A 16976-nucleotide genomic window follows, 5' to 3' on the forward strand; every position below is an offset into this window, starting at 1 on the left:
GTTGTTTTAGTTTAGTTTGTTGACATTACAAAGATGGGATGGATTTAAATATTTGATGCGGTGCAAAAACGACTACTTAAGGGGGGATTTGCGCCGTTTAAACTTTAACACACCCCTACCCCCTCTCAAGGGGGTGAGTTTTGTAATGCCTCACCGCACAAAACAGAACAATTCCTGTCTGAAAACGAACACTTTTTTCGGCTTTAAAACACCTGTTGACTATTCTTTACAACAGGCTGTACTGTTTTTTTATACATTTTTTCCTACAGTAACTTTTTTAGTAAAGATATATAAATAGCTCTTTTACAGCGCTTTTTAGTTTTAATGTAAAATTTCGGCGTGCCGGATGTCATTTTTTTTGAGCACCGGCCAAAGTTTGGCATTAGTTTGGAATACTACTTATCAAACGGAGTTAAAATGGTAATCGACGAAACAACAGAAAACCCGGGCGAAGAGAAAGAGTGGGAAAACCCGCAAGCGCCCGAAAAGACATCCGACGAACGGGATAAGGAACAAGTGGCAAGGCAGTACAAAGAGGCAAAACGCCGGCATGATAACCTTAGCGAGAACCAGGAAAACGAGAACAACGAAGAAGACAACAAACAACAGTAAAACTAAAAAACTTAAAAATATTTGATTATGAAAACTTACCAAAAACCAGCTACCAGCAAATTAGTTAACCGTTTCGACAAAGAATTGATGAATATACTAATGAGCGACCTGAAGAACATTAAATCGAAAAACACAAGCCGTTTAAACGCTGCTTAGTTATAAAAAGCTAAAAAAAACTTACAACACTAAACACATCTACCTATGAAAGCTTATAAACAACCTGCAACAAGTAAATTAGTTACCCGTTTTGATAACGAACTGAAGAATTTATTAATGGAAGACCTTAAGGCTTTCAGAGAACGCAACCAGTTTTTACCAAGCAACAAACAGGCTACTGTGCAACAACAGTTGTCGGCTGCCTGATCAATCATATATCTACATCTATTTAAACATCCTTTTGAGACAAGTAAGGCCCGGCTATTTTAGCAGGGCCTTATTGTTTTGAAGCATATTTTACAATGAGCTTAGCCGTTTTAGCCGAAGCGCCCGGCGTGCCCATCCTTTCGTCAAGCATATCATACCCCGCCAGCATGGTTTCGCGGTAGTGGGTATTGTGCAGCAGGTTATTTAATTCTTTGGTGATGTTGAGCGTGGTACAATCTTCCTGTATCAACTCTTTCACCACCGCGCTATCCATTATCAGGTTTACCAGCGATATAAACTTCAGCTTCACCAGCATACGGGCAATAGCTATAGTTAGCGTGTTGCCCTTATAAACCACCACCTGCGGCACATTAAACAGGGCCGTCTCCAGTGTTGCCGTGCCCGATGCAACAACCGCGGCTTCGGCATTGGCCAGTATATCATAGGTGGCGTTAAATATTACGGGGATTGTTTTGCCGCCCAGGTATTGATGGTAATAATCCTTATTAAACGATGGCGCGCCTGCCACCACAAACTGGTGATGCGGGAATTTATTGACAGCGCCCAGCATTTGGGGCAGTAAACGGCTTATCTCCTGCTTACGGCTACCGGGCAGCAGGGCTACTATCTTTTTACCGGTAAGGTCGTTATCTGCAATAAAATTGGGGTTTGGTTTAAACGCATCTACAGCATCCAGCAGTGGGTTGCCTACATAATCTATCTCCATGCCCCAGCTTTTGTAAAAATCAACCTCGAAGGGCAGGATGCAGAACAGATGGTCAACAATGCGTTTAATTTTCAGGACACGTTTTTGGTTCCAGGCCCAAACTTTGGGGGAGATGTAATAGCAAACCAGCAAACCCTGCGCTTTGGCAAACTCGGCTATCTTTAAGTTAAACCCGGGGAAATCTATCAATACCAAAACATCGGGCTGGTAGGCTACAATATCCTGCTTGCATTTTTTTAAGTTTTTGAGGATGGTGTTCAGGTTTATCACTACCTCTACAAAACCCATAAAGGCCATATCTGCGTAGTGTTTAACCAATGTACCACCTTCGGCCTGCATCAGGTCGCCGCCAAAAAAACGGAAGTCAGCCTGGCCGTCCAGCTCTTTTAAAGCCTTCATCAGGTTTGCCCCGTGCAAATCGCCCGAGGCCTCGCCGGCTACCAGGTAATACTTCATCTTGCGTATATTTTAAGTACAAATATCAATAGGGTACACGCAAATGTAGCTATCATTATCCCGTTTGATGTTTTATCGAGATGCGCCCTTGCTGAAAACCGTAACATTACAAAATTTAGCAGGATGGCAATAAGGTAAGGCGCAGCGGGTTTATCCATCATAATGGCGTCGTTTTTTAGCAATACGGCAAATATAAACCATGCTAAAACCGGCGGTATAAAACCGTAGAGTATCCCAAGGAAAAGATTGTTCTTTTTAAACATTAAAGGTCCAGGTATTTAAAACAGGGATAGCGTGGTGGGCGGTCATATCAAACTGTACCGGCACTACCGATGCGTAGTTATGCTCAAGCGCCCAAACGTCGGTATCTTCGCCATGGTCATTATTTTGGAACACGCCGGTAAGCCAGTAGTAAGGGCGTTTGTACGGGTCATACCGCATATCAAATTCCTCGGCCCATTTGGCGTTGGCCTGGCGGCAAATTTTAATGCCTTTTATTTTATCCCCTGCCGGGAAGTTCACGTTCAGCACTGTGCCAACAGGCAACCCGTTTGCAAGAACCTGCTGCGCTATCTCTTTCACAAATTTTTGGCTGGGCTCAAAATCAGCCTCCATTGTGTAATCATCCAGTGAGAACCCGATAGATGGAATGCTCTCTATAGCGCCCTCAACCGCGGCCGACATGGTGCCTGAGTATAGTACATTGATCGAATTATTCAACCCGTGGTTAATGCCAGATACACACAGATCCGGCTTTTTACCCCCGAAAACTTTGGTTACGGCCAGCTTAACACAATCTACCGGGGTGCCGCTGCAGCGGTACATTTCAATACCTTCGTAAATGTCCACCTCGTCAAGTCGCAGGGGTTTACCAATGGTGATGGCATGCCCCATACCGGATTGCGGACTATCTGGCGCTACAACCACTACCCTGCCCAGTTCTTTCATGGTATGCATCAGGGCTTTTATACCCGGCGCGGTTATACCATCATCGTTTACTACAAGTATAGTGGGTTGTTGAGATTTTGACATGGGGCAAAAATAGCTATAAATTTTATTTAACTATTGATGTGATGTTCGGCTTTTAGTTGAGCATATTTTGATTTCTACCACAAAGGGCACAGCGTTTTCACAGAGGGCACAAAGAATTGCTTTTGTGTAATACAGAACTAAAGGAATGCAGCATCTATTCGCCGGCATACATTTAGGCAAATGCACAGTTAACCAACAGGCCCTTCGCTCTCGCTCAGGACGACAAGTATTAAAATAAAAGGCCTCCCTACAATTGTTGAGAGGCCTTTTATTTAGGCAACAGAAATTAATCTGTGATTACTACAAGCTTTTAAGCCAGTCTATAAGGCCTTCGCGGGTTTTACCCGTTTTTTGTTGAAGGCGGCCAAGTGTTTCATCGTCCTTACCTTCTTCCCAGGCCAGGTCATCGTCGGTCAAATCACCGTATGCCTGTTTTATTTTCCCTTTCAGCTCGTTCCAGCCACCTTTTAATTCTAACTTATCCATGGTTTGTTTCTCCTTATTTAGATGTAAAGAAAGAACGAATAAGACCTTATTTGGTTTTTATTAAAGTCAGGAAACAAGAGCCGGAATGGTACGACTTTGACAACCTAATTTTGCCTCTTGATTCTTTTAAAGTGCTCCCGCTTTTATCTCTTCAACTATAGCCGGATCAAGCAAGGTGGAGGTATCTCCCAAATTGCCGGTATCACCTTCGGCTATTTTCCTTAATATCCTGCGCATAATTTTACCTGATCGTGTTTTTGGCAGGCCGCTCACAAACTGGATCTTATCCGGCCTGGCGATGGCACCAATAATACGTGATACCGTCATCATGATATCTTTTTTGGTAAGCTCTGAGTCGTCGTGCAGGTTAGGGCAAACCACAAAGGCGTAAACACCCTGTCCCTTAATATCGTGCGGGTAACCTACTACGGCGCTTTCTACCACGCTGCTGTGCATGTTTATGGCATTCTCTACCTCGGCAGTGCCAATACGGTGGCCTGATACATTCAACACGTCATCAACACGACCCGTGATGCGGTAGTAACCATCCTCATCGCGTAAGCAACCATCGCCCGTAAAATACAGGTTGGGGTAAGTAGCGAAATAGGTGGTGCGGCAGCGCTCATGGTCGCCATAGGTAGTGCGCAGCATGCCCGGCCAGGGGAACTTAATACAAAGGTTTCCGCTTACGCCGTTACCTGCTATCTCTTTGCCGTTCTCATCAACCAATACAGGCTGCACGCCCGGCAATGGCAAGGTAGCATAACCCGGCTTTAAAGGGGTTACGTTGGCAATAGGCGATATCATGAAGCCCCCGGTTTCGGTTTGCCACCAGGTATCAACAATAGGGCAGTTACCTTTACCTATCTTTTCATCAAACCAGTGCCAGGCTTCCTCGTTAAGCGGTTCGCCTACCGAGCCCAGTTTGGTTAACGAACTGAAATCTTTTCCTTTTACCACATCATCACCAAAGCTCATTAGCGAACGGATGGCTGTTGGAGCAGTATATAATATGTTAACCTTGTATTTTTCTACAATATCCCATAAGCGGCCTGCATTTGGCCAGGTAGGGATGCCCTCGAACATTACTGAAGTTGCCCCCTGTGTAAGCGGCCCGTAAGCGATATACGAGTGCCCGGTAATCCAGCCGATATCAGCTGTACAAAAATAAACTTCGCCCGGTTGGTATTGGAAAGCATTGCTAAACGTGTAACCGGTATAAACCATATAGCCACCGCAGGTATGTACCACACCTTTTGGCTTGCCAGTAGAACCTGATGTGTACAGGATAAACAGCATATCCTCCGCGTCCATCTCTTCGGCGGGGCATTCCATATTGCGCTGGGTCTCTACTTTCTTGATCTCATCTTCCCACCATACATCGCGCCCTTTTATCATAGATACAGGGGTATGGCTGCGGGTAAGTACAATAACCCTTTGTATAGAGGGGCATTGCACCAGTGCATCATCAATAATTGACTTAAGCGGAACTTCTTTTGTACCGCGGAAACTACCATCGGCAGTTATCACGATGTTACATTCCGCATCTTTTATCCTATCGGCAATTGATTGCGCCGAAAAACCGCCAAACACTACCGAGTGGATAGCGCCGATACGCGCGCAGGCCAAAACAGCAATGGCCAGCTCGGGCACCATAGGCATGTAAATACAAATACGATCCCCTTTTTTGGCGCCATTGTTTTTTAGCACGTTGGCAAACTGGCACACCTTATCGTGCAATTGCTGGTACGTTAATATACGGTGATCCTCATGCGGATCATTTGGCTCCCAGATAATTGCGGGGGTATCGCCATTTTTTTCTAAATGTCGGTCAAGGCAGTTTTCGGTAATATTTAGTTTGGCACCTTTAAACCACTCTATCTTGGGTTCTTTAAAGTTCCAGTCTAAAACCTTGTCCCACTTTTTTTTCCATAAAAAATTATTGGCTATGTCTTCCCAAAATTGTTCAGGCTGTTCAACGCTTTTGCGGTACACCTGCTGGTATTCTTCAAATGATTTTACTTGCATGGCAGTATATAAATGGTGGCGTAAATTAGTAATTTTTGTGTTATCTACGTATGAAAAGTATAGCTTTTTAAAAAAATTTAAAAAGCTATATTCTTCGCATTGCTTTATTTACTAAATCGAGTTAGCTAATAAAGTAAAAAGTTTATAATCAGGCTATAAAAACGGATGTGAAATACCATGCCATGTGCCTTATTAAAGATTTTTGAAATATTTTAAAAACACCGTTGTATATTTCACTTAAAAAGCTGATATTTGCAAACTCTTTTTAGGAGAAGAACGAGAATTAAAAAATATTTGTCATGTCAAGAATTTGTGATTTAACAGGAAAAGGCTACATGAATGGCTTTAACGTTTCTAACTCAAACGTTAAAACTAAACGCAAGTTTTATCCAAACTTAAAACTTAAAAGGTTTTATATCCCTGAAGAAGATAAATGGATCACTCTAAAAGTATCTACTTCAGCAATTAAAACTATTACCAAAAATGGTATAACAGCTTGTATTAACAAGTTTGTAAAAAAAGGCTCTATTTAATATTAATAGATTGTTGGGGCTACGGTAAAGATGTGATATCTTAACGATTGGCAGGCAACTCAAAACATAAAAGAAAATGGCTAAGAAAGGCAACAGGGTTCAGGTAATTTTAGAATGCACAGAGCATAAAACTAGCGGCATGCCGGGTATGTCTCGTTATATTACCACCAAAAACAAAAAGAACACTACCGAAAGACTGGAAATGAAAAAATTCAACCCGGTTTTACGTAAAGTAACTGTACATAAAGAGATTAAATAATTTAAGCTTGATGCTGTAGATGCAGGTTATTAATTACCCTGTAATTGTAAGCACAACTTATTAAAACATAACAACATGGCAAAGAAAGTAGTTGCAACCCTGAAAGTAGCGGGTAAAGGAAAAGATTTTTCGAAAGTAATAACAATGAATAAATCGCCACGTACTGGTGCTTACTCATTCAAAGAGCAAATCGTTGCAAACGATTTCATTAAAGATGCTATTGCAGGTAAACTGTAATAACTTTCGATAAAAATATAAAAGCCGTCTTGTTGATAACGAGAGGGCTTTTTTTGTTACTGGCGGATGTACCGATAACATGATAAGCAAACAGGCCTGTCATAATATCCAAACATCCCGGTTAGAATTGTTAATTTGCATATCTGCACATTTAAAATCTGCACATCTGACCTATGGGACTATTTGATTTTTTCAAGAAAAAGGAAACCACACAGCAGGAACAGCAGGCGCTTGACACCGGCCTGGAAAAAACCAAGGATAATTTCTTCTCCAAAATAACCAAAGTAATTGCCGGTAAAAGTACCGTTGATGATGATGTGCTGGATGACCTGGAAGAAGTACTGGTAACATCTGACGTTGGCGTAAGCACCACACTTAAAATAATTGAGCGTATACAGGCACGCGTTGCCAAAGATAAATACGTAAATACATCCGAGCTTAACAACCTTTTAAAGGATGAGATACAAAAGCTGCTTGCCGAAAACAACAGTAACGATTTTCAAAACTTTGAGTACGGCGATCATAAACCCTACGTAATAATGGTTGTTGGCGTAAATGGCGTGGGTAAAACCACTACTATAGGCAAACTGGCCCACAAACTAAAACAAGCCGGTAACAAGGTAGTATTAGGCGCTGCCGATACCTTCCGTGCAGCGGCGGTTGATCAGTTACAGCTTTGGGGCAAACGTGTTGATGTAAAGGTTGTGGCGCAGCCAATGGGCAGCGACCCGGCATCTGTGGCCTATGATACCCTGCGATCGGCCGTTGCCAATGGTGATGATGTGGCAATTATTGATACCGCAGGCCGTTTACATAATAAGGTAGGACTGATGAACGAGCTTACCAAAATAAAAAATGTGATGCAAAAGGTTGTACCCGGCGCACCGCATGAGATACTACTGGTGTTGGATGCATCAACCGGGCAAAACGCCATTGAGCAATGCAAACAGTTTACCGAAGCTACCGCCGTTAATGCCCTGGCTTTAACCAAGCTTGATGGAACAGCCAAGGGTGGTGTGGTGATAGGTATATCAGATCAGTTTAAAATACCTGTAAAATACATAGGCGTTGGCGAAGGCATGGAACATTTACAGTTGTTTGATAGAAACGACTTTGTAAACAGCCTTTTTAAATAAGATAATACAGCGCAAGCAGCAATAAAAATGCGTCATTGCGAGGTACGAAGCAATCTCCAGATAAGCATATCCGATATGCATAGTTTAGAGATTGCTTCGTACCTCGCAATGACGACGCGGAGAAAGAGTAATGAGGACAAAAACAATAAGTAAACCAGCCATGATAAAGAAACCCCGTGTAAACGTGGTTACCTTAGGCTGTTCAAAAAATATTTACGATAGTGAGGTACTGATGGGCCAGCTTAAAGGCAGCGCTTATGATGTGGTTCATGAATCTGATAAAATGCGCAGTGATGATATCATCGTGATAAATACCTGTGGGTTTATCGACAATGCCAAACAGGAGTCTATCGATACCATCCTTCAATACAGCGAGCTTAAAGAACAGGGTAAGGTTGGTAAAGTAATTGTAACCGGCTGCTTAAGCGAACGCTACAAACCCGAGCTGGAAGCCGAGATCACAAACGTTGATGCATACTTCGGTACAAACGACCTGCAAAATATACTGCAAAATATCGGTGCCGATTACCGCCACGAACTGATTGGTGAGCGTTTGCTTACTACCCCATCGCACTTTGCGTACTTTAAAATTGCCGAAGGCTGTAACCGCCCATGTTCTTTTTGCGCTATCCCGCTGATGCGTGGCAAGCACGTAAGTACACCAATGGAGCAACTGGTAAAGAATGCCGAAAGCCTTGTTAAAAACGGCACAAAAGAATTGATCCTGATTGCGCAGGACCTTACCTACTATGGCCTCGACCTGTATGGTAAACGTAACCTTGACGAGCTGTTGCGCCGCTTAAGCGATGTGAACGGCGTAGAATGGATCAGGCTGCAGTACGCCTACCCTTCCGGCTTCCCGATGGAGATACTGGATGTGATGAACGAGCGTGATAACATCTGCAAGTATTTGGATATGCCATTACAGCATATTACTGATAACATGCTGAAATCGATGCGCCGCGGGTTGACCAAACAAAAAACTATTGATGTGGTGAACGAGATCCGCGATCGTGTGCCTAACATTGCCATGCGTACCACGCTGATAACCGGCTACCCCGGCGAAACCCAGCAGGATTTTGAAGAGATGGCACAATGGGTTGAGGATACCAAATTCGACCGCCTGGGCTGCTTTACTTACTCGCACGAGGAAAAAACACACGCCCACTCTTTGGTTGACGATGTACCTGAAGAAGTGAAACAGGAACGCGCTGATGCCATTATGGAAATTCAGCAGGGCATCTCGTTCGATAAAAACCAGGAAAAAATAGGCAACACTTATAAAGTACTGATAGACAAAAAAGACGGCGGCTACTTTGTTGGCCGTACCGAATATGATTCGCCGGAAGTTGATAACGAGGTTTTAATTGACGCAGCCATAGATTATGCAGCCATAGGCACTTTTGTTAACGTTAAAATTAACACCGCCGAAGACTTTGATCTTTATGGACAAATTGTAAAATAAAACCCTTTTTACCAGCGGTGTGTTGCTATTAAGATATTAAAATCTAATTTCGACATTCAGGATTTGATGCAGGTATAGCTAAATGCATATCCGGCAATTAACTCACCCCGGCTGCGCTACGCTGGTCGACCCTCTCTGCTTCGCAAAGAGGGTAAAGAGAAGGTAAATCCCTCTTTCCGCGCAGCGAAGAGAGGGTGGTCGAGCGCAGCAACGACCGGGTGAGTAAACTAAGCGCCAGGCATCTGATATTCTGATATTAAATTGAAACAATGGACGCAGCCTGTATTGACTATAAAGACACGGGATATTTTTCCCAAACGGTTATTGATTACCTGGAGAATGTTCCGGAGTTAAGGTCATTTTACAGCCACCGCCCCACCCTTAAAGGTTTTGCAGAGTTATTCGACCATAAAAAAGTTATTGCCAACCGCGATCTGTTAGCACAGGTGTTAACGGATCAGTATTTTGGCAACTCCCAAAAAGGCGAACCCGAACTGGAATCTGCCGATTTTATCCGCAAGCGCATCCAGTTATTACGGGAACCCGATACTTACACCGTAACTACAGGCCATCAGCTTAATATATTTACCGGTCCACTGTACTTTATTTACAAGATAGTAACGGCCATAAAACTTACCCGCCAGCTAAAAGAGGCACATCCCGATAAGAATTTCATCCCGGTTTACTGGATGGCATCTGAGGATCATGATTTTGCCGAGATAAACTACACCAACATTGGCGGTAAAAAAGTACACTGGTGGTACGAGGCATCAGGCGCTACCGGCCGTATCAACCCGGATACCATGCGCCAGGCCATTAACCAGTATAAAGGCGTACTGGGCATAGACGGGCACTCGAGCGATCTGGGTGAAATGGTTGAAACCGCCTACACCAAGTTTGATAAGCTTGCCGATGCTACCCGCTACCTTGTGAATGCCCTTTTTGGCCGCTATGGGCTGGTTATTATCGATGCCGACGACCATCGTCTCAAAGAATCCTTCGCCCCTATTATGGAGCAGGATATCATCCAGCAAAACAGCTTTAAAAATATTACCGCTGCAAACGAAAAACTGCAAAAGCTGGGTGTACACATCCAGGTAAACCCACGCGAGATAAACTTCTTTTATCTGAAGGACAACCTGCGCGAACGCCTTGTTTTTGAGAACGACCGCTACAGTGTTATGAATACCGACATCAGCTTTACTGAGGCTGAGTTAAAACAGGAGATAAAAACCGCTCCCGAAAGATTTAGCCCTAACGTGGTGATGCGCCCGCTGTACCAGGAATGTATACTGCCAAACATTGCCTACGTAGGCGGTGGTGCCGAGGTGGTTTACTGGCTGGAGCTTAAATCAAATTTCGATTTCTATAAGGTAGATTTCCCGATACTGATACTGCGCAACTCGGGCCTGGTTATCCGTAAGGAAACCGCGGCAAAGATAAAAAGCATGGAGCTTGCCCCTGCCGAGATCTTTAAAAGCGCCGACGAGATTAAAAACAACTGGGTAAAAAAGCACAGCAACCACGACCTTTCCCTTGCCGACGAATGGCGCGAACTGGAACGTGCCTTTGAAAAAATAAAACTACGCGCCCATAAAATAGATAGTACGCTTGAGCCATCGGCAGCGGCGGTACAGGCACGCCTTAAACATGCTATTGATAACCTGCAAAAGAAACTTGTAAAAGCCGAGAAACGCAATTACCATACCCGCCTGGAACAGATAGAACATATCAAGGCAGATATTTTCCCAAACAACAGCCTGCAGGAGCGTTCAGAGAATTTTGGCCTGAGCTATGTAAAATGGGGTCAGCTTTTTATAGACGAACTTATCCGCAACTTTGAACCGCTTGATTTTAAGTTTACGGTATTAACAGAATAGTATTAACTAAGAAAGCCCCGCTAATAGCGGGGCTTTCTTGTTTTAGGCTTAAGTATATTATTTACTAATTATAGCAACTTTAAACTTGCCATTGGTAAACGATTTAACCTTAACAGCTCCGTTACCAAATAAAGATGTGTTAACAATGCCTGTAAAAGTACCTTCAATACGATTTGCTGATACACTTGTTACCGTGATAGATTGAACAGAAGCGTCATCATTAGAATAAATATCTACATCGTTTGCTGTTGTAAACAAAAAGTTCGATTTGTTCTCAATTTCAGTCGCGTTTGATAGATAGGTTTTTCCGGCTATTACACTTCCATTAATGGTTAATGAAACGGTATTGCCACTTTTATCGGTTCCTTGCACGCTGGTAAACTCTCTTCCGTTTAATTCGCCTTTAAGCGCAACGGTATTGGTAGTAAATACAGTAGCTGTACCGTCAATATCAACAGTTATGGTGCTTGTGGCTAATGTGTCTTCGTTGTTGTCTTTTTTGCATGAACTGAATGCAATAACAGTAAATGCAATTGTTAAAAGCATTAAAGCTTTAATTGATCTCATGATGTGTAAATGTTTATTATAGTGTGTAATTTATTGATTTGCTTATTCTTAAAACCTCGCGAAAATACTCAAATTAAGCAATTAATTTAACAGTGAGTGAAAATATTAAACCATAACATATTATTGATAATGGTTTTTGCCAGGTAACAGCATAAAAATGCCCCGGCAAACCGGGGCACTTTCTATACAGATAATTGCTGTAATAACTATTTTACTACTTTGGCAGTAAATATACCGTTGGTTATTGCTTTATTTTTAACTGTAGCATCGCCCGTTGCTACTGTAGCAAGGTCGCCTTTAAAGGTTCCTTCAACCAAAGTATCTGAGGCCTCTGTGATGGTAACACTTACCAGGTTTGCACCGGCATCATTATTTAAATAAGTATCACTACCTAATAAATACGAGATAATTGGTGTTTGCGTAGCGCCAACTGTTGAAGCTGAATAAGTTTTACCTTGAACAATATCACCTTTTATGGTTATAGATAAGGTGCTTCCGTCTGATGCATTACCCTTTATAGTAGTTAATACACCGCCACTTGTGGTGCCGGTAGTGCTGGTAACATTAGTATTAAAAGAGGTAGCTGCACCGTCAACATTAGCTGTAATTGCGTATATTCTTGTAGGGTTATTATCATCTTTAATGCATGAACTAACACTAAAAACTATAGTTAATAAAAGTAGCGCTTTAATAATTTTCATAATTTGTAAAAGATTAATGTATAGATGTATTTGTTTGTTGTTTGAATTTTTTGTCGGGCCATGCAATACCAGGTGCAGGCCGGCGCCGAAACTAATTACTTAACGTATTAGCTAACAAGCAGTGTATGGCATAACCCAATTATAGCTAATTTGTTTGTGGAAAGTTTATTTTTTGTAAAATTCACGATAGTTAGCAACACATTTAGTAGGATGTTAACTATAAAACAGCGGATTATATATGCTTGCAGCAATGAGAAGTGGCGCTTAAATAACACAAAGAGCACAGAGGTCAACTAAATCTCAATTAAAAAACCCCTGTGCCTTTTTGTGAAAATTTGCCCTCAAATATATCGGGTACACAAATAAATATTTTTATCTGCCTATATAAAAACGTAATAGATAGCCGCCGCAAGAACATAGACGAAGGCCCGTTTTTAACCGTTAAAATTTAAAACAAAAAATGCCCCTGTTTATAAAGGGGCATTTTTTTATACCGGGTTTGTATTATTGTAAAAAGATATAAGCTTTATTGCCGTACTCTTCGTACACATGCAGTTTTTTGGTAACCTGGTTGTTATCGGCGTTTACGACCAACTGGTAGTCGCCGCTTTCAAGTTCAGATAAGTTGTAGGCTTTTTCAACCGATTTACCTTTGGCCAATTTATCAAATAATATAACATTGTTGTTTTTATCGGTAATAGTTACCGATGCTTTTGAAGTGCTTACATTTTGTATGCTAACGCCAAAACCTAACGCATTGCGCATGGCCTGTACAACAATTGCTTTGTTTACGTCATCATTGCCAGGTTTTTTTGTTGGTGTTGCTGCGAATAAACCTGTGCTTAATACTAATAATAATGCTGCTAATGTGAATGACTTTTTCATGATGTTTTCTTTTTTAATTATGTTTTTAAATTTTGTTATCAACTTTCAATACCCAAAGAAACAGCGGTTTACGCAACTAAAAAAACGCGATAGACCGGCGCCTGATACAAATAGACAGGAGGCTGTTCTCATTAGGCAAAAGCCATTTTTTGTAACAGCCCGCTTTTAAAAAGCAGTTTTAACTGATAAAAATGCCCGCCCGTCGGTAAACTTTACGCCCCTGTAGATTATAATTGGCATTATGGCCATATCATTTGTAATATTGTGATATCCTGTTAATTATAAACCCAAGGGAATGACATTTCTTAGATCTAAAAGCACACTGGTTAATATCCTTATCCAAACCCTTATATGGGTAGTGCTTGGCACGGTGCTATTGTTTAACCAACCCCTTGGATGGGGTATTGATGTACCTTACCAATTTTGGATAAAGCAGAATCTATTTTTTATCATATTAATAGCAGCCTACTATCTCAATGCCTATTATTTTGTCCCCGAATTTTTATTAAAAAACCGCAGCCGTATTTATTTTTTACTGATCGCATTAGTGATAGCCGTTATCATGGCGTTTATGAGTTGGTTTGATAAATACCTTGAACTTCCGCGCCTTTTTGTAGAGGCGTTTATGAAAAAGAAAAACTCATTAAAACACCTGGAAAACAAAAAGGGTTATGATATCCTTACCCTGGCTATATCTGCATTGGTATTAGGTATCAGCACCAGTATAACTACCACCCAGATCTGGCAAAAAGACAGGCAGCGCAACCAGGAAATGGAGCAGGAAAAGATAAGCTCTGAATTATCTTTTTTAAAAGCGCAGATAAATCCGCATTTCTTTTTTAATACACTCAATAACATCTACGCGCTTACGGTGGTCAACGCAGAAACATCTCGCACTGCAATACACCAGTTATCGCGTATGATGCGTTATGTGCTTTACGATACCCAAAACAGCACCGCCCTGTTAAGCCAGGAAATAGCTTTTATAAAAGATTATATCAGCCTGATGCAACTGCGGCTAACAGAAAAAGTGACGGTTAACTTCATCACTCCACAACCCTTAAAAGATTTTGCAGTAGCGCCGATGCTGTTCTTAACCTTTGTAGAGAACGCCTTTAAACATGGCGTAAGCGATACCCTGCCAAGCACAATTGATGTTATTATTGAGCAGGATGATAACAAAATAAGCCTGATTGTAAAAAACGAGGTATTTAAGGCCAATGGCAACAACATTGAAGAAAACCAGGGCATCGGGTTAAATAATACTATCCGCAGGTTAGACCTGCTTTACAAAGGCCGATACACTTTAAAAGTAGATGATGGCGGCGAAGGAAATACGTATATTGTAAACTTAACCATCAACTTGTAACCTCAATGACAATAAATTGCATAGCTGTTGATGATGAGCCATTGGCCCTTGGGCTGATATGCGCTTTTATTGAGCAAACGCCATTCCTGAATTTGGTTGGCAGGTATGGCAGCGCGGTAGAGGCTTTGGGTGGATTGCAAAACCACAAGGTTGACCTTATATTCCTGGATATACAAATGCCCAACCTAAACGGCATTGAACTTGCCCGGGTATTGGATAGCCGCGGGCCTAATAAACCCCGTATTATTTTCACCACCGCTTACAACCAGTTTGCGTTAGAGGGTTACCGGGTTGATGCCCTGGACTATCTGTTAAAACCATTTAATTACGAAGAGTTTCTGCACGCTTCCAACAAGGCGCTGGCTTATGCCGAACTGCTCCATAAATCAAACGCCGCATCTGTTGCCGAAAGCATGGTTACAACCGGCCGGGTAGAGGACGAATACTTATTTGTTAAGGTAGAGTACCAACTGGTGCGCATAGCGCTAAACGATATTCTATACCTGGAAAGCCTTAAGGACTATGTAAAGATATTTTTGCAGAATTCAGAAAAAGCCATCCTTACCCTTGGCAGCCTGAAGGTACTTGAAGAAAAATTACCTGCAACGCGGTTTTTGCGGGTACATCGCTCCTATATCGTATCGCTCGATAAAATCAACTCTATAACCCGCAACGCTTTGCAAATTGGCAAAATCAACATCACGGTTGGCGATCAGTATAAAGAAGAATTTGGCAAGTTTTTGAGTAAGTGGATATGATTAAACTGCCATAATTATTCTACCTATAGATACTTGTAAACCAAAGTAATATTTCATTCGTTTATCATACAATGAATATTCAAAAAATAACATTAGGCAACGGTTGCTTTTGGTGTACCGAAGCTATTTTTCAGTCTTTAAAAGGTGTTATATCGGTAACATCCGGCTATACAGGTGGGCATACTAAAAACCCTACTTATATGGAAATTTGCAATGGCAATACCGGCCATGCCGAAGCGATACAAATTGAGTTTGATGTTGATGAGTTATCGCTTGATGACTTACTGCTGGTTTTCTTTAAAACACATAACCCTACCACCCTTAACCGCCAGGGGAATGACGTGGGTACACAATATCGGTCAGCCATATTTTACCATACCGACCAGCAAAAGCAGCATGCCGAAGCAATGATCAAAACATTGACCGACGAAAAGGTTTTTGATAAACCCATTGTTACAGAGGTTATCTCCGTTAGCGAGTTTTACAAGGCTGAGGGTTATCATCAAAATTATTACAATGACAACCCTATGAAACCATATTGCGCCTTTGTGATACAGCCCAAATTAAATAAGTTTGCCAAAGAATTTACCGATAAAATAAAACCGGAACTTTTGTAACCCGGCTTACCTTTGCATAAATGAAAAAATCACTCACTGCATTGCTGGCAGGTGCTATATTATTGGCCGCCTGCTCTACCCCAAAGAAAACAGGAACCGCTTCTATTGCCAATAATGGTAAAGTTTGGGCATCACTTTGGCAACAGCGGTCGGCAGAATATAAAGCTTTGTGTTTCCAGGCATATAACACCGCTAAGTGGCGTTTGGATGAAGCGCTGAAAAACCCCGGCAACAAACCGTTGGCTGTAGTTACCGATATTGATGAGACCCTTTTAGATAACAGCCCTTATGATGCCATGCGCGGTGCCAACAATCAGGAGTTCAGCCCCGAAACCTGGAAAGCCTGGACTGCAAAAGCCGTAGCCGATACCGTACCCGGTGCACCCGCGTTTTTTAAATATGCTGCATCAAAAGGAGTGACTGTATTTTATGTAACTAACCGCGATGAAGATGAACGCGCAGGCACGATAAAAAACCTGCAACTTTACGGCCTGCCAAATACCGACAATGCCCATCTGCTGTTAAGGCAAAAATTGTCAAGTAAAGAAAGCCGCCGCCAGCAAATATTAAGCACCTACAACATTGTTTTACTATGCGGCGATAACCTGCCCGATTTTAATATGCTGTATGATAACAACCCCGCCGAGCAAAACAGGCAGGCAGTTACCGAGCAATTGAAAAAAGATTTCGGCAGTAAATACATCGTGATACCGAACCCATCCTACGGAGATTTTGAAGGCGCATTGTTCAATTACAACTACAAGCAAACCGGCGCCCAAAAGGATTCTATCATCAGGGCGAAAGTTAAGGTAGATAAGCAGTAGTTAAAAACCATGTCATTGCGAGGAGCATAGCGACGCGGCAA

Annotated in this window: 21 protein-coding genes; 13 read left to right on the top strand and 8 right to left on the bottom strand. The window is 42.0% G+C overall.

Translation table 11 applies throughout. The features are described 5' to 3' along the window. The first annotated feature begins 417 nt into the window (after nt 1–417). Genes WC615_RS02615 through WC615_RS02625 form a run of 3 tightly spaced genes read left to right on the top strand, consistent with a single transcriptional unit; the run spans nt 418 to nt 975 of the window. A complete protein-coding gene (locus WC615_RS02615) occupies nt 418–612 on the top strand; it encodes a hypothetical protein (protein ID WP_372976589.1) in 195 nt (64 codons plus the stop codon). 27 nt (nt 613–639) lie between these two features. Next, nucleotides 640–768, top strand: coding sequence for a hypothetical protein (locus tag WC615_RS02620; protein WP_262892082.1), 129 nt, complete (start codon nt 640–642; stop codon nt 766–768). A 45-nt stretch (nt 769–813) separates the two neighbouring features. Beyond that, nucleotides 814–975, top strand: a complete 162-nt coding sequence (locus tag WC615_RS02625) for a hypothetical protein (protein WP_372976590.1) — start codon at nt 814–816, stop codon at nt 973–975. Nucleotides 976–1045: 70 nt separating this feature from the next. Here WC615_RS02625 and lpxB read toward each other — a convergent pair whose 3' ends face one another. The 5 genes from lpxB to acs form a co-directional block, all read right to left on the bottom strand. Then, a complete protein-coding gene (gene lpxB / locus WC615_RS02630; protein ID WP_372976591.1) occupies nt 1046–2158 on the bottom strand; it encodes a lipid-A-disaccharide synthase in 1113 nt (370 codons plus the stop codon). After that, a complete protein-coding gene (locus tag WC615_RS02635) occupies nt 2155–2421 on the bottom strand; it encodes a hypothetical protein (protein ID WP_372976592.1) in 267 nt (88 codons plus the stop codon). The genes lpxB and WC615_RS02635 overlap by 4 nt, the downstream gene beginning before the upstream one ends. Next, nucleotides 2414–3190 carry a 5'/3'-nucleotidase SurE gene (gene surE, locus WC615_RS02640; RefSeq protein ID WP_191173648.1) on the bottom strand — a complete coding sequence of 259 codons (777 nt, stop codon included), beginning with the start codon at nt 3188–3190 and terminating at the stop codon, nt 2414–2416. Before surE ends, WC615_RS02635 begins: the two co-directional genes overlap by 8 nt. A gap of 300 nt (nt 3191–3490) precedes the next feature. Continuing rightward, entirely contained in the window at nt 3491–3676 is a 186-nt protein-coding gene (locus WC615_RS02645; RefSeq protein ID WP_117394098.1) for a CsbD family protein, read from the bottom strand. Nucleotides 3677–3802: 126 nt separating this feature from the next. Next, the gene (gene acs / locus WC615_RS02650; protein ID WP_372976615.1) at nt 3803–5737 is read right to left on the bottom strand and encodes an acetate--CoA ligase; all 1935 of its coding nucleotides are present in this window, start codon (nt 5735–5737) and stop codon (nt 3803–3805) included. Between the two features lie 266 nt (nt 5738–6003). Between acs and rpmB the strand changes: the two genes are divergently transcribed. From rpmB to bshC, 6 genes are all read left to right on the top strand, one after another. Next, nucleotides 6004–6237, top strand: coding sequence for a 50S ribosomal protein L28 (gene rpmB, locus WC615_RS02655; RefSeq protein ID WP_372976593.1), 234 nt, complete (start codon nt 6004–6006; stop codon nt 6235–6237). Nucleotides 6238–6313: 76 nt separating this feature from the next. After that, on the top strand, nt 6314–6496 hold the full coding sequence (gene rpmG, locus WC615_RS02660) for a 50S ribosomal protein L33 (protein ID WP_067063463.1): 183 nt from the start codon (nt 6314–6316) through the stop codon (nt 6494–6496). A gap of 75 nt (nt 6497–6571) precedes the next feature. Continuing rightward, complete coding sequence (locus WC615_RS02665) at nt 6572–6733, top strand: DUF4295 domain-containing protein (protein WP_372976594.1); 162 nt, start codon at nt 6572–6574, stop codon at nt 6731–6733. 173 nt (nt 6734–6906) lie between these two features. Beyond that, a complete protein-coding gene (gene ftsY, locus WC615_RS02670) occupies nt 6907–7869 on the top strand; it encodes a signal recognition particle-docking protein FtsY (protein WP_372976595.1) in 963 nt (320 codons plus the stop codon). 130 nt (nt 7870–7999) lie between these two features. Beyond that, nucleotides 8000–9334 carry a 30S ribosomal protein S12 methylthiotransferase RimO gene (rimO, locus tag WC615_RS02675; protein WP_372976596.1) on the top strand — a complete coding sequence of 445 codons (1335 nt, stop codon included), beginning with the start codon at nt 8000–8002 and terminating at the stop codon, nt 9332–9334. Nucleotides 9335–9603: 269 nt separating this feature from the next. Then, nucleotides 9604–11214 carry a bacillithiol biosynthesis cysteine-adding enzyme BshC gene (bshC, locus tag WC615_RS02680; protein WP_372976597.1) on the top strand — a complete coding sequence of 537 codons (1611 nt, stop codon included), beginning with the start codon at nt 9604–9606 and terminating at the stop codon, nt 11212–11214. A gap of 57 nt (nt 11215–11271) precedes the next feature. Here the strand turns inward: bshC and WC615_RS02685 are convergent, their stop codons facing one another. From WC615_RS02685 to WC615_RS02695, 3 genes are all read right to left on the bottom strand, one after another. Next, nucleotides 11272–11781, bottom strand: coding sequence for a hypothetical protein (locus tag WC615_RS02685; RefSeq protein WP_372976598.1), 510 nt, complete (start codon nt 11779–11781; stop codon nt 11272–11274). A gap of 206 nt (nt 11782–11987) precedes the next feature. Then, nucleotides 11988–12482: a hypothetical protein gene (locus WC615_RS02690; RefSeq protein WP_372976599.1), complete on the bottom strand. Its 495-nt coding sequence runs from the start codon at nt 12480–12482 to the stop codon at nt 11988–11990. Nucleotides 12483–12986: 504 nt separating this feature from the next. Then, nucleotides 12987–13367 carry a hypothetical protein gene (locus tag WC615_RS02695; protein WP_372976600.1) on the bottom strand — a complete coding sequence of 127 codons (381 nt, stop codon included), beginning with the start codon at nt 13365–13367 and terminating at the stop codon, nt 12987–12989. A 295-nt stretch (nt 13368–13662) separates the two neighbouring features. Here WC615_RS02695 and WC615_RS02700 point away from each other — a divergent pair, with 295 nt between their 5' ends. From WC615_RS02700 to WC615_RS02715, 4 genes are all read left to right on the top strand, one after another. Next, the gene (locus WC615_RS02700; protein WP_372976601.1) at nt 13663–14736 is read left to right on the top strand and encodes a sensor histidine kinase; all 1074 of its coding nucleotides are present in this window, start codon (nt 13663–13665) and stop codon (nt 14734–14736) included. Nucleotides 14737–14741: 5 nt separating this feature from the next. After that, nucleotides 14742–15494 (top strand): LytR/AlgR family response regulator transcription factor, encoded by a 753-nt coding sequence (locus WC615_RS02705; protein ID WP_372976602.1) that lies wholly within the window; start codon nt 14742–14744, stop codon nt 15492–15494. 71 nt (nt 15495–15565) lie between these two features. Continuing rightward, complete coding sequence (msrA, locus tag WC615_RS02710; protein ID WP_372976603.1) at nt 15566–16111, top strand: peptide-methionine (S)-S-oxide reductase MsrA; 546 nt, start codon at nt 15566–15568, stop codon at nt 16109–16111. 20 nt (nt 16112–16131) lie between these two features. Beyond that, nucleotides 16132–16935 carry a 5'-nucleotidase, lipoprotein e(P4) family gene (locus WC615_RS02715; protein ID WP_372976604.1) on the top strand — a complete coding sequence of 268 codons (804 nt, stop codon included), beginning with the start codon at nt 16132–16134 and terminating at the stop codon, nt 16933–16935. Nucleotides 16936–16976: the final 41 nt, after the last annotated feature.

It is taken from the genome of Mucilaginibacter sp. (assembly GCF_041663085.1).
GTDB lineage: Bacteria > Bacteroidota > Bacteroidia > Sphingobacteriales > Sphingobacteriaceae > Mucilaginibacter.

Excerpts from the sequence above, each read along its gene's own strand:
- WC615_RS02615 (WP_372976589.1), top strand. The coding sequence starts at position 418 with ATGGTAATCGACGAAACAACAGAAAACCCGGGCGAAGAGAAAGAGTGG.
- WC615_RS02620 (WP_262892082.1), top strand. The coding sequence starts at position 640 with ATGAAAACTTACCAAAAACCAGCTACCAGCAAATTAGTTAACCGTTTC.
- WC615_RS02625 (WP_372976590.1), top strand. The coding sequence starts at position 814 with ATGAAAGCTTATAAACAACCTGCAACAAGTAAATTAGTTACCCGTTTT.
- lpxB (WP_372976591.1), bottom strand. The coding sequence starts at position 2,158 with ATGAAGTATTACCTGGTAGCCGGCGAGGCCTCGGGCGATTTGCACGGG.
- WC615_RS02635 (WP_372976592.1), bottom strand. The coding sequence starts at position 2,421 with ATGTTTAAAAAGAACAATCTTTTCCTTGGGATACTCTACGGTTTTATA.
- surE (WP_191173648.1), bottom strand. The coding sequence starts at position 3,190 with ATGTCAAAATCTCAACAACCCACTATACTTGTAGTAAACGATGATGGT.
- WC615_RS02645 (WP_117394098.1), bottom strand. The coding sequence starts at position 3,676 with ATGGATAAGTTAGAATTAAAAGGTGGCTGGAACGAGCTGAAAGGGAAA.
- rpmB (WP_372976593.1), top strand. The coding sequence starts at position 6,004 with ATGTCAAGAATTTGTGATTTAACAGGAAAAGGCTACATGAATGGCTTT.
- rpmG (WP_067063463.1), top strand. The coding sequence starts at position 6,314 with ATGGCTAAGAAAGGCAACAGGGTTCAGGTAATTTTAGAATGCACAGAG.
- WC615_RS02665 (WP_372976594.1), top strand. The coding sequence starts at position 6,572 with ATGGCAAAGAAAGTAGTTGCAACCCTGAAAGTAGCGGGTAAAGGAAAA.
- ftsY (WP_372976595.1), top strand. The coding sequence starts at position 6,907 with ATGGGACTATTTGATTTTTTCAAGAAAAAGGAAACCACACAGCAGGAA.
- rimO (WP_372976596.1), top strand. The coding sequence starts at position 8,000 with ATGAGGACAAAAACAATAAGTAAACCAGCCATGATAAAGAAACCCCGT.
- bshC (WP_372976597.1), top strand. The coding sequence starts at position 9,604 with ATGGACGCAGCCTGTATTGACTATAAAGACACGGGATATTTTTCCCAA.
- WC615_RS02685 (WP_372976598.1), bottom strand. The coding sequence starts at position 11,781 with ATGAGATCAATTAAAGCTTTAATGCTTTTAACAATTGCATTTACTGTT.
- WC615_RS02690 (WP_372976599.1), bottom strand. The coding sequence starts at position 12,482 with ATGAAAATTATTAAAGCGCTACTTTTATTAACTATAGTTTTTAGTGTT.
- WC615_RS02695 (WP_372976600.1), bottom strand. The coding sequence starts at position 13,367 with ATGAAAAAGTCATTCACATTAGCAGCATTATTATTAGTATTAAGCACA.
- WC615_RS02700 (WP_372976601.1), top strand. The coding sequence starts at position 13,663 with ATGACATTTCTTAGATCTAAAAGCACACTGGTTAATATCCTTATCCAA.
- WC615_RS02705 (WP_372976602.1), top strand. The coding sequence starts at position 14,742 with ATGACAATAAATTGCATAGCTGTTGATGATGAGCCATTGGCCCTTGGG.
- msrA (WP_372976603.1), top strand. The coding sequence starts at position 15,566 with ATGAATATTCAAAAAATAACATTAGGCAACGGTTGCTTTTGGTGTACC.
- WC615_RS02715 (WP_372976604.1), top strand. The coding sequence starts at position 16,132 with ATGAAAAAATCACTCACTGCATTGCTGGCAGGTGCTATATTATTGGCC.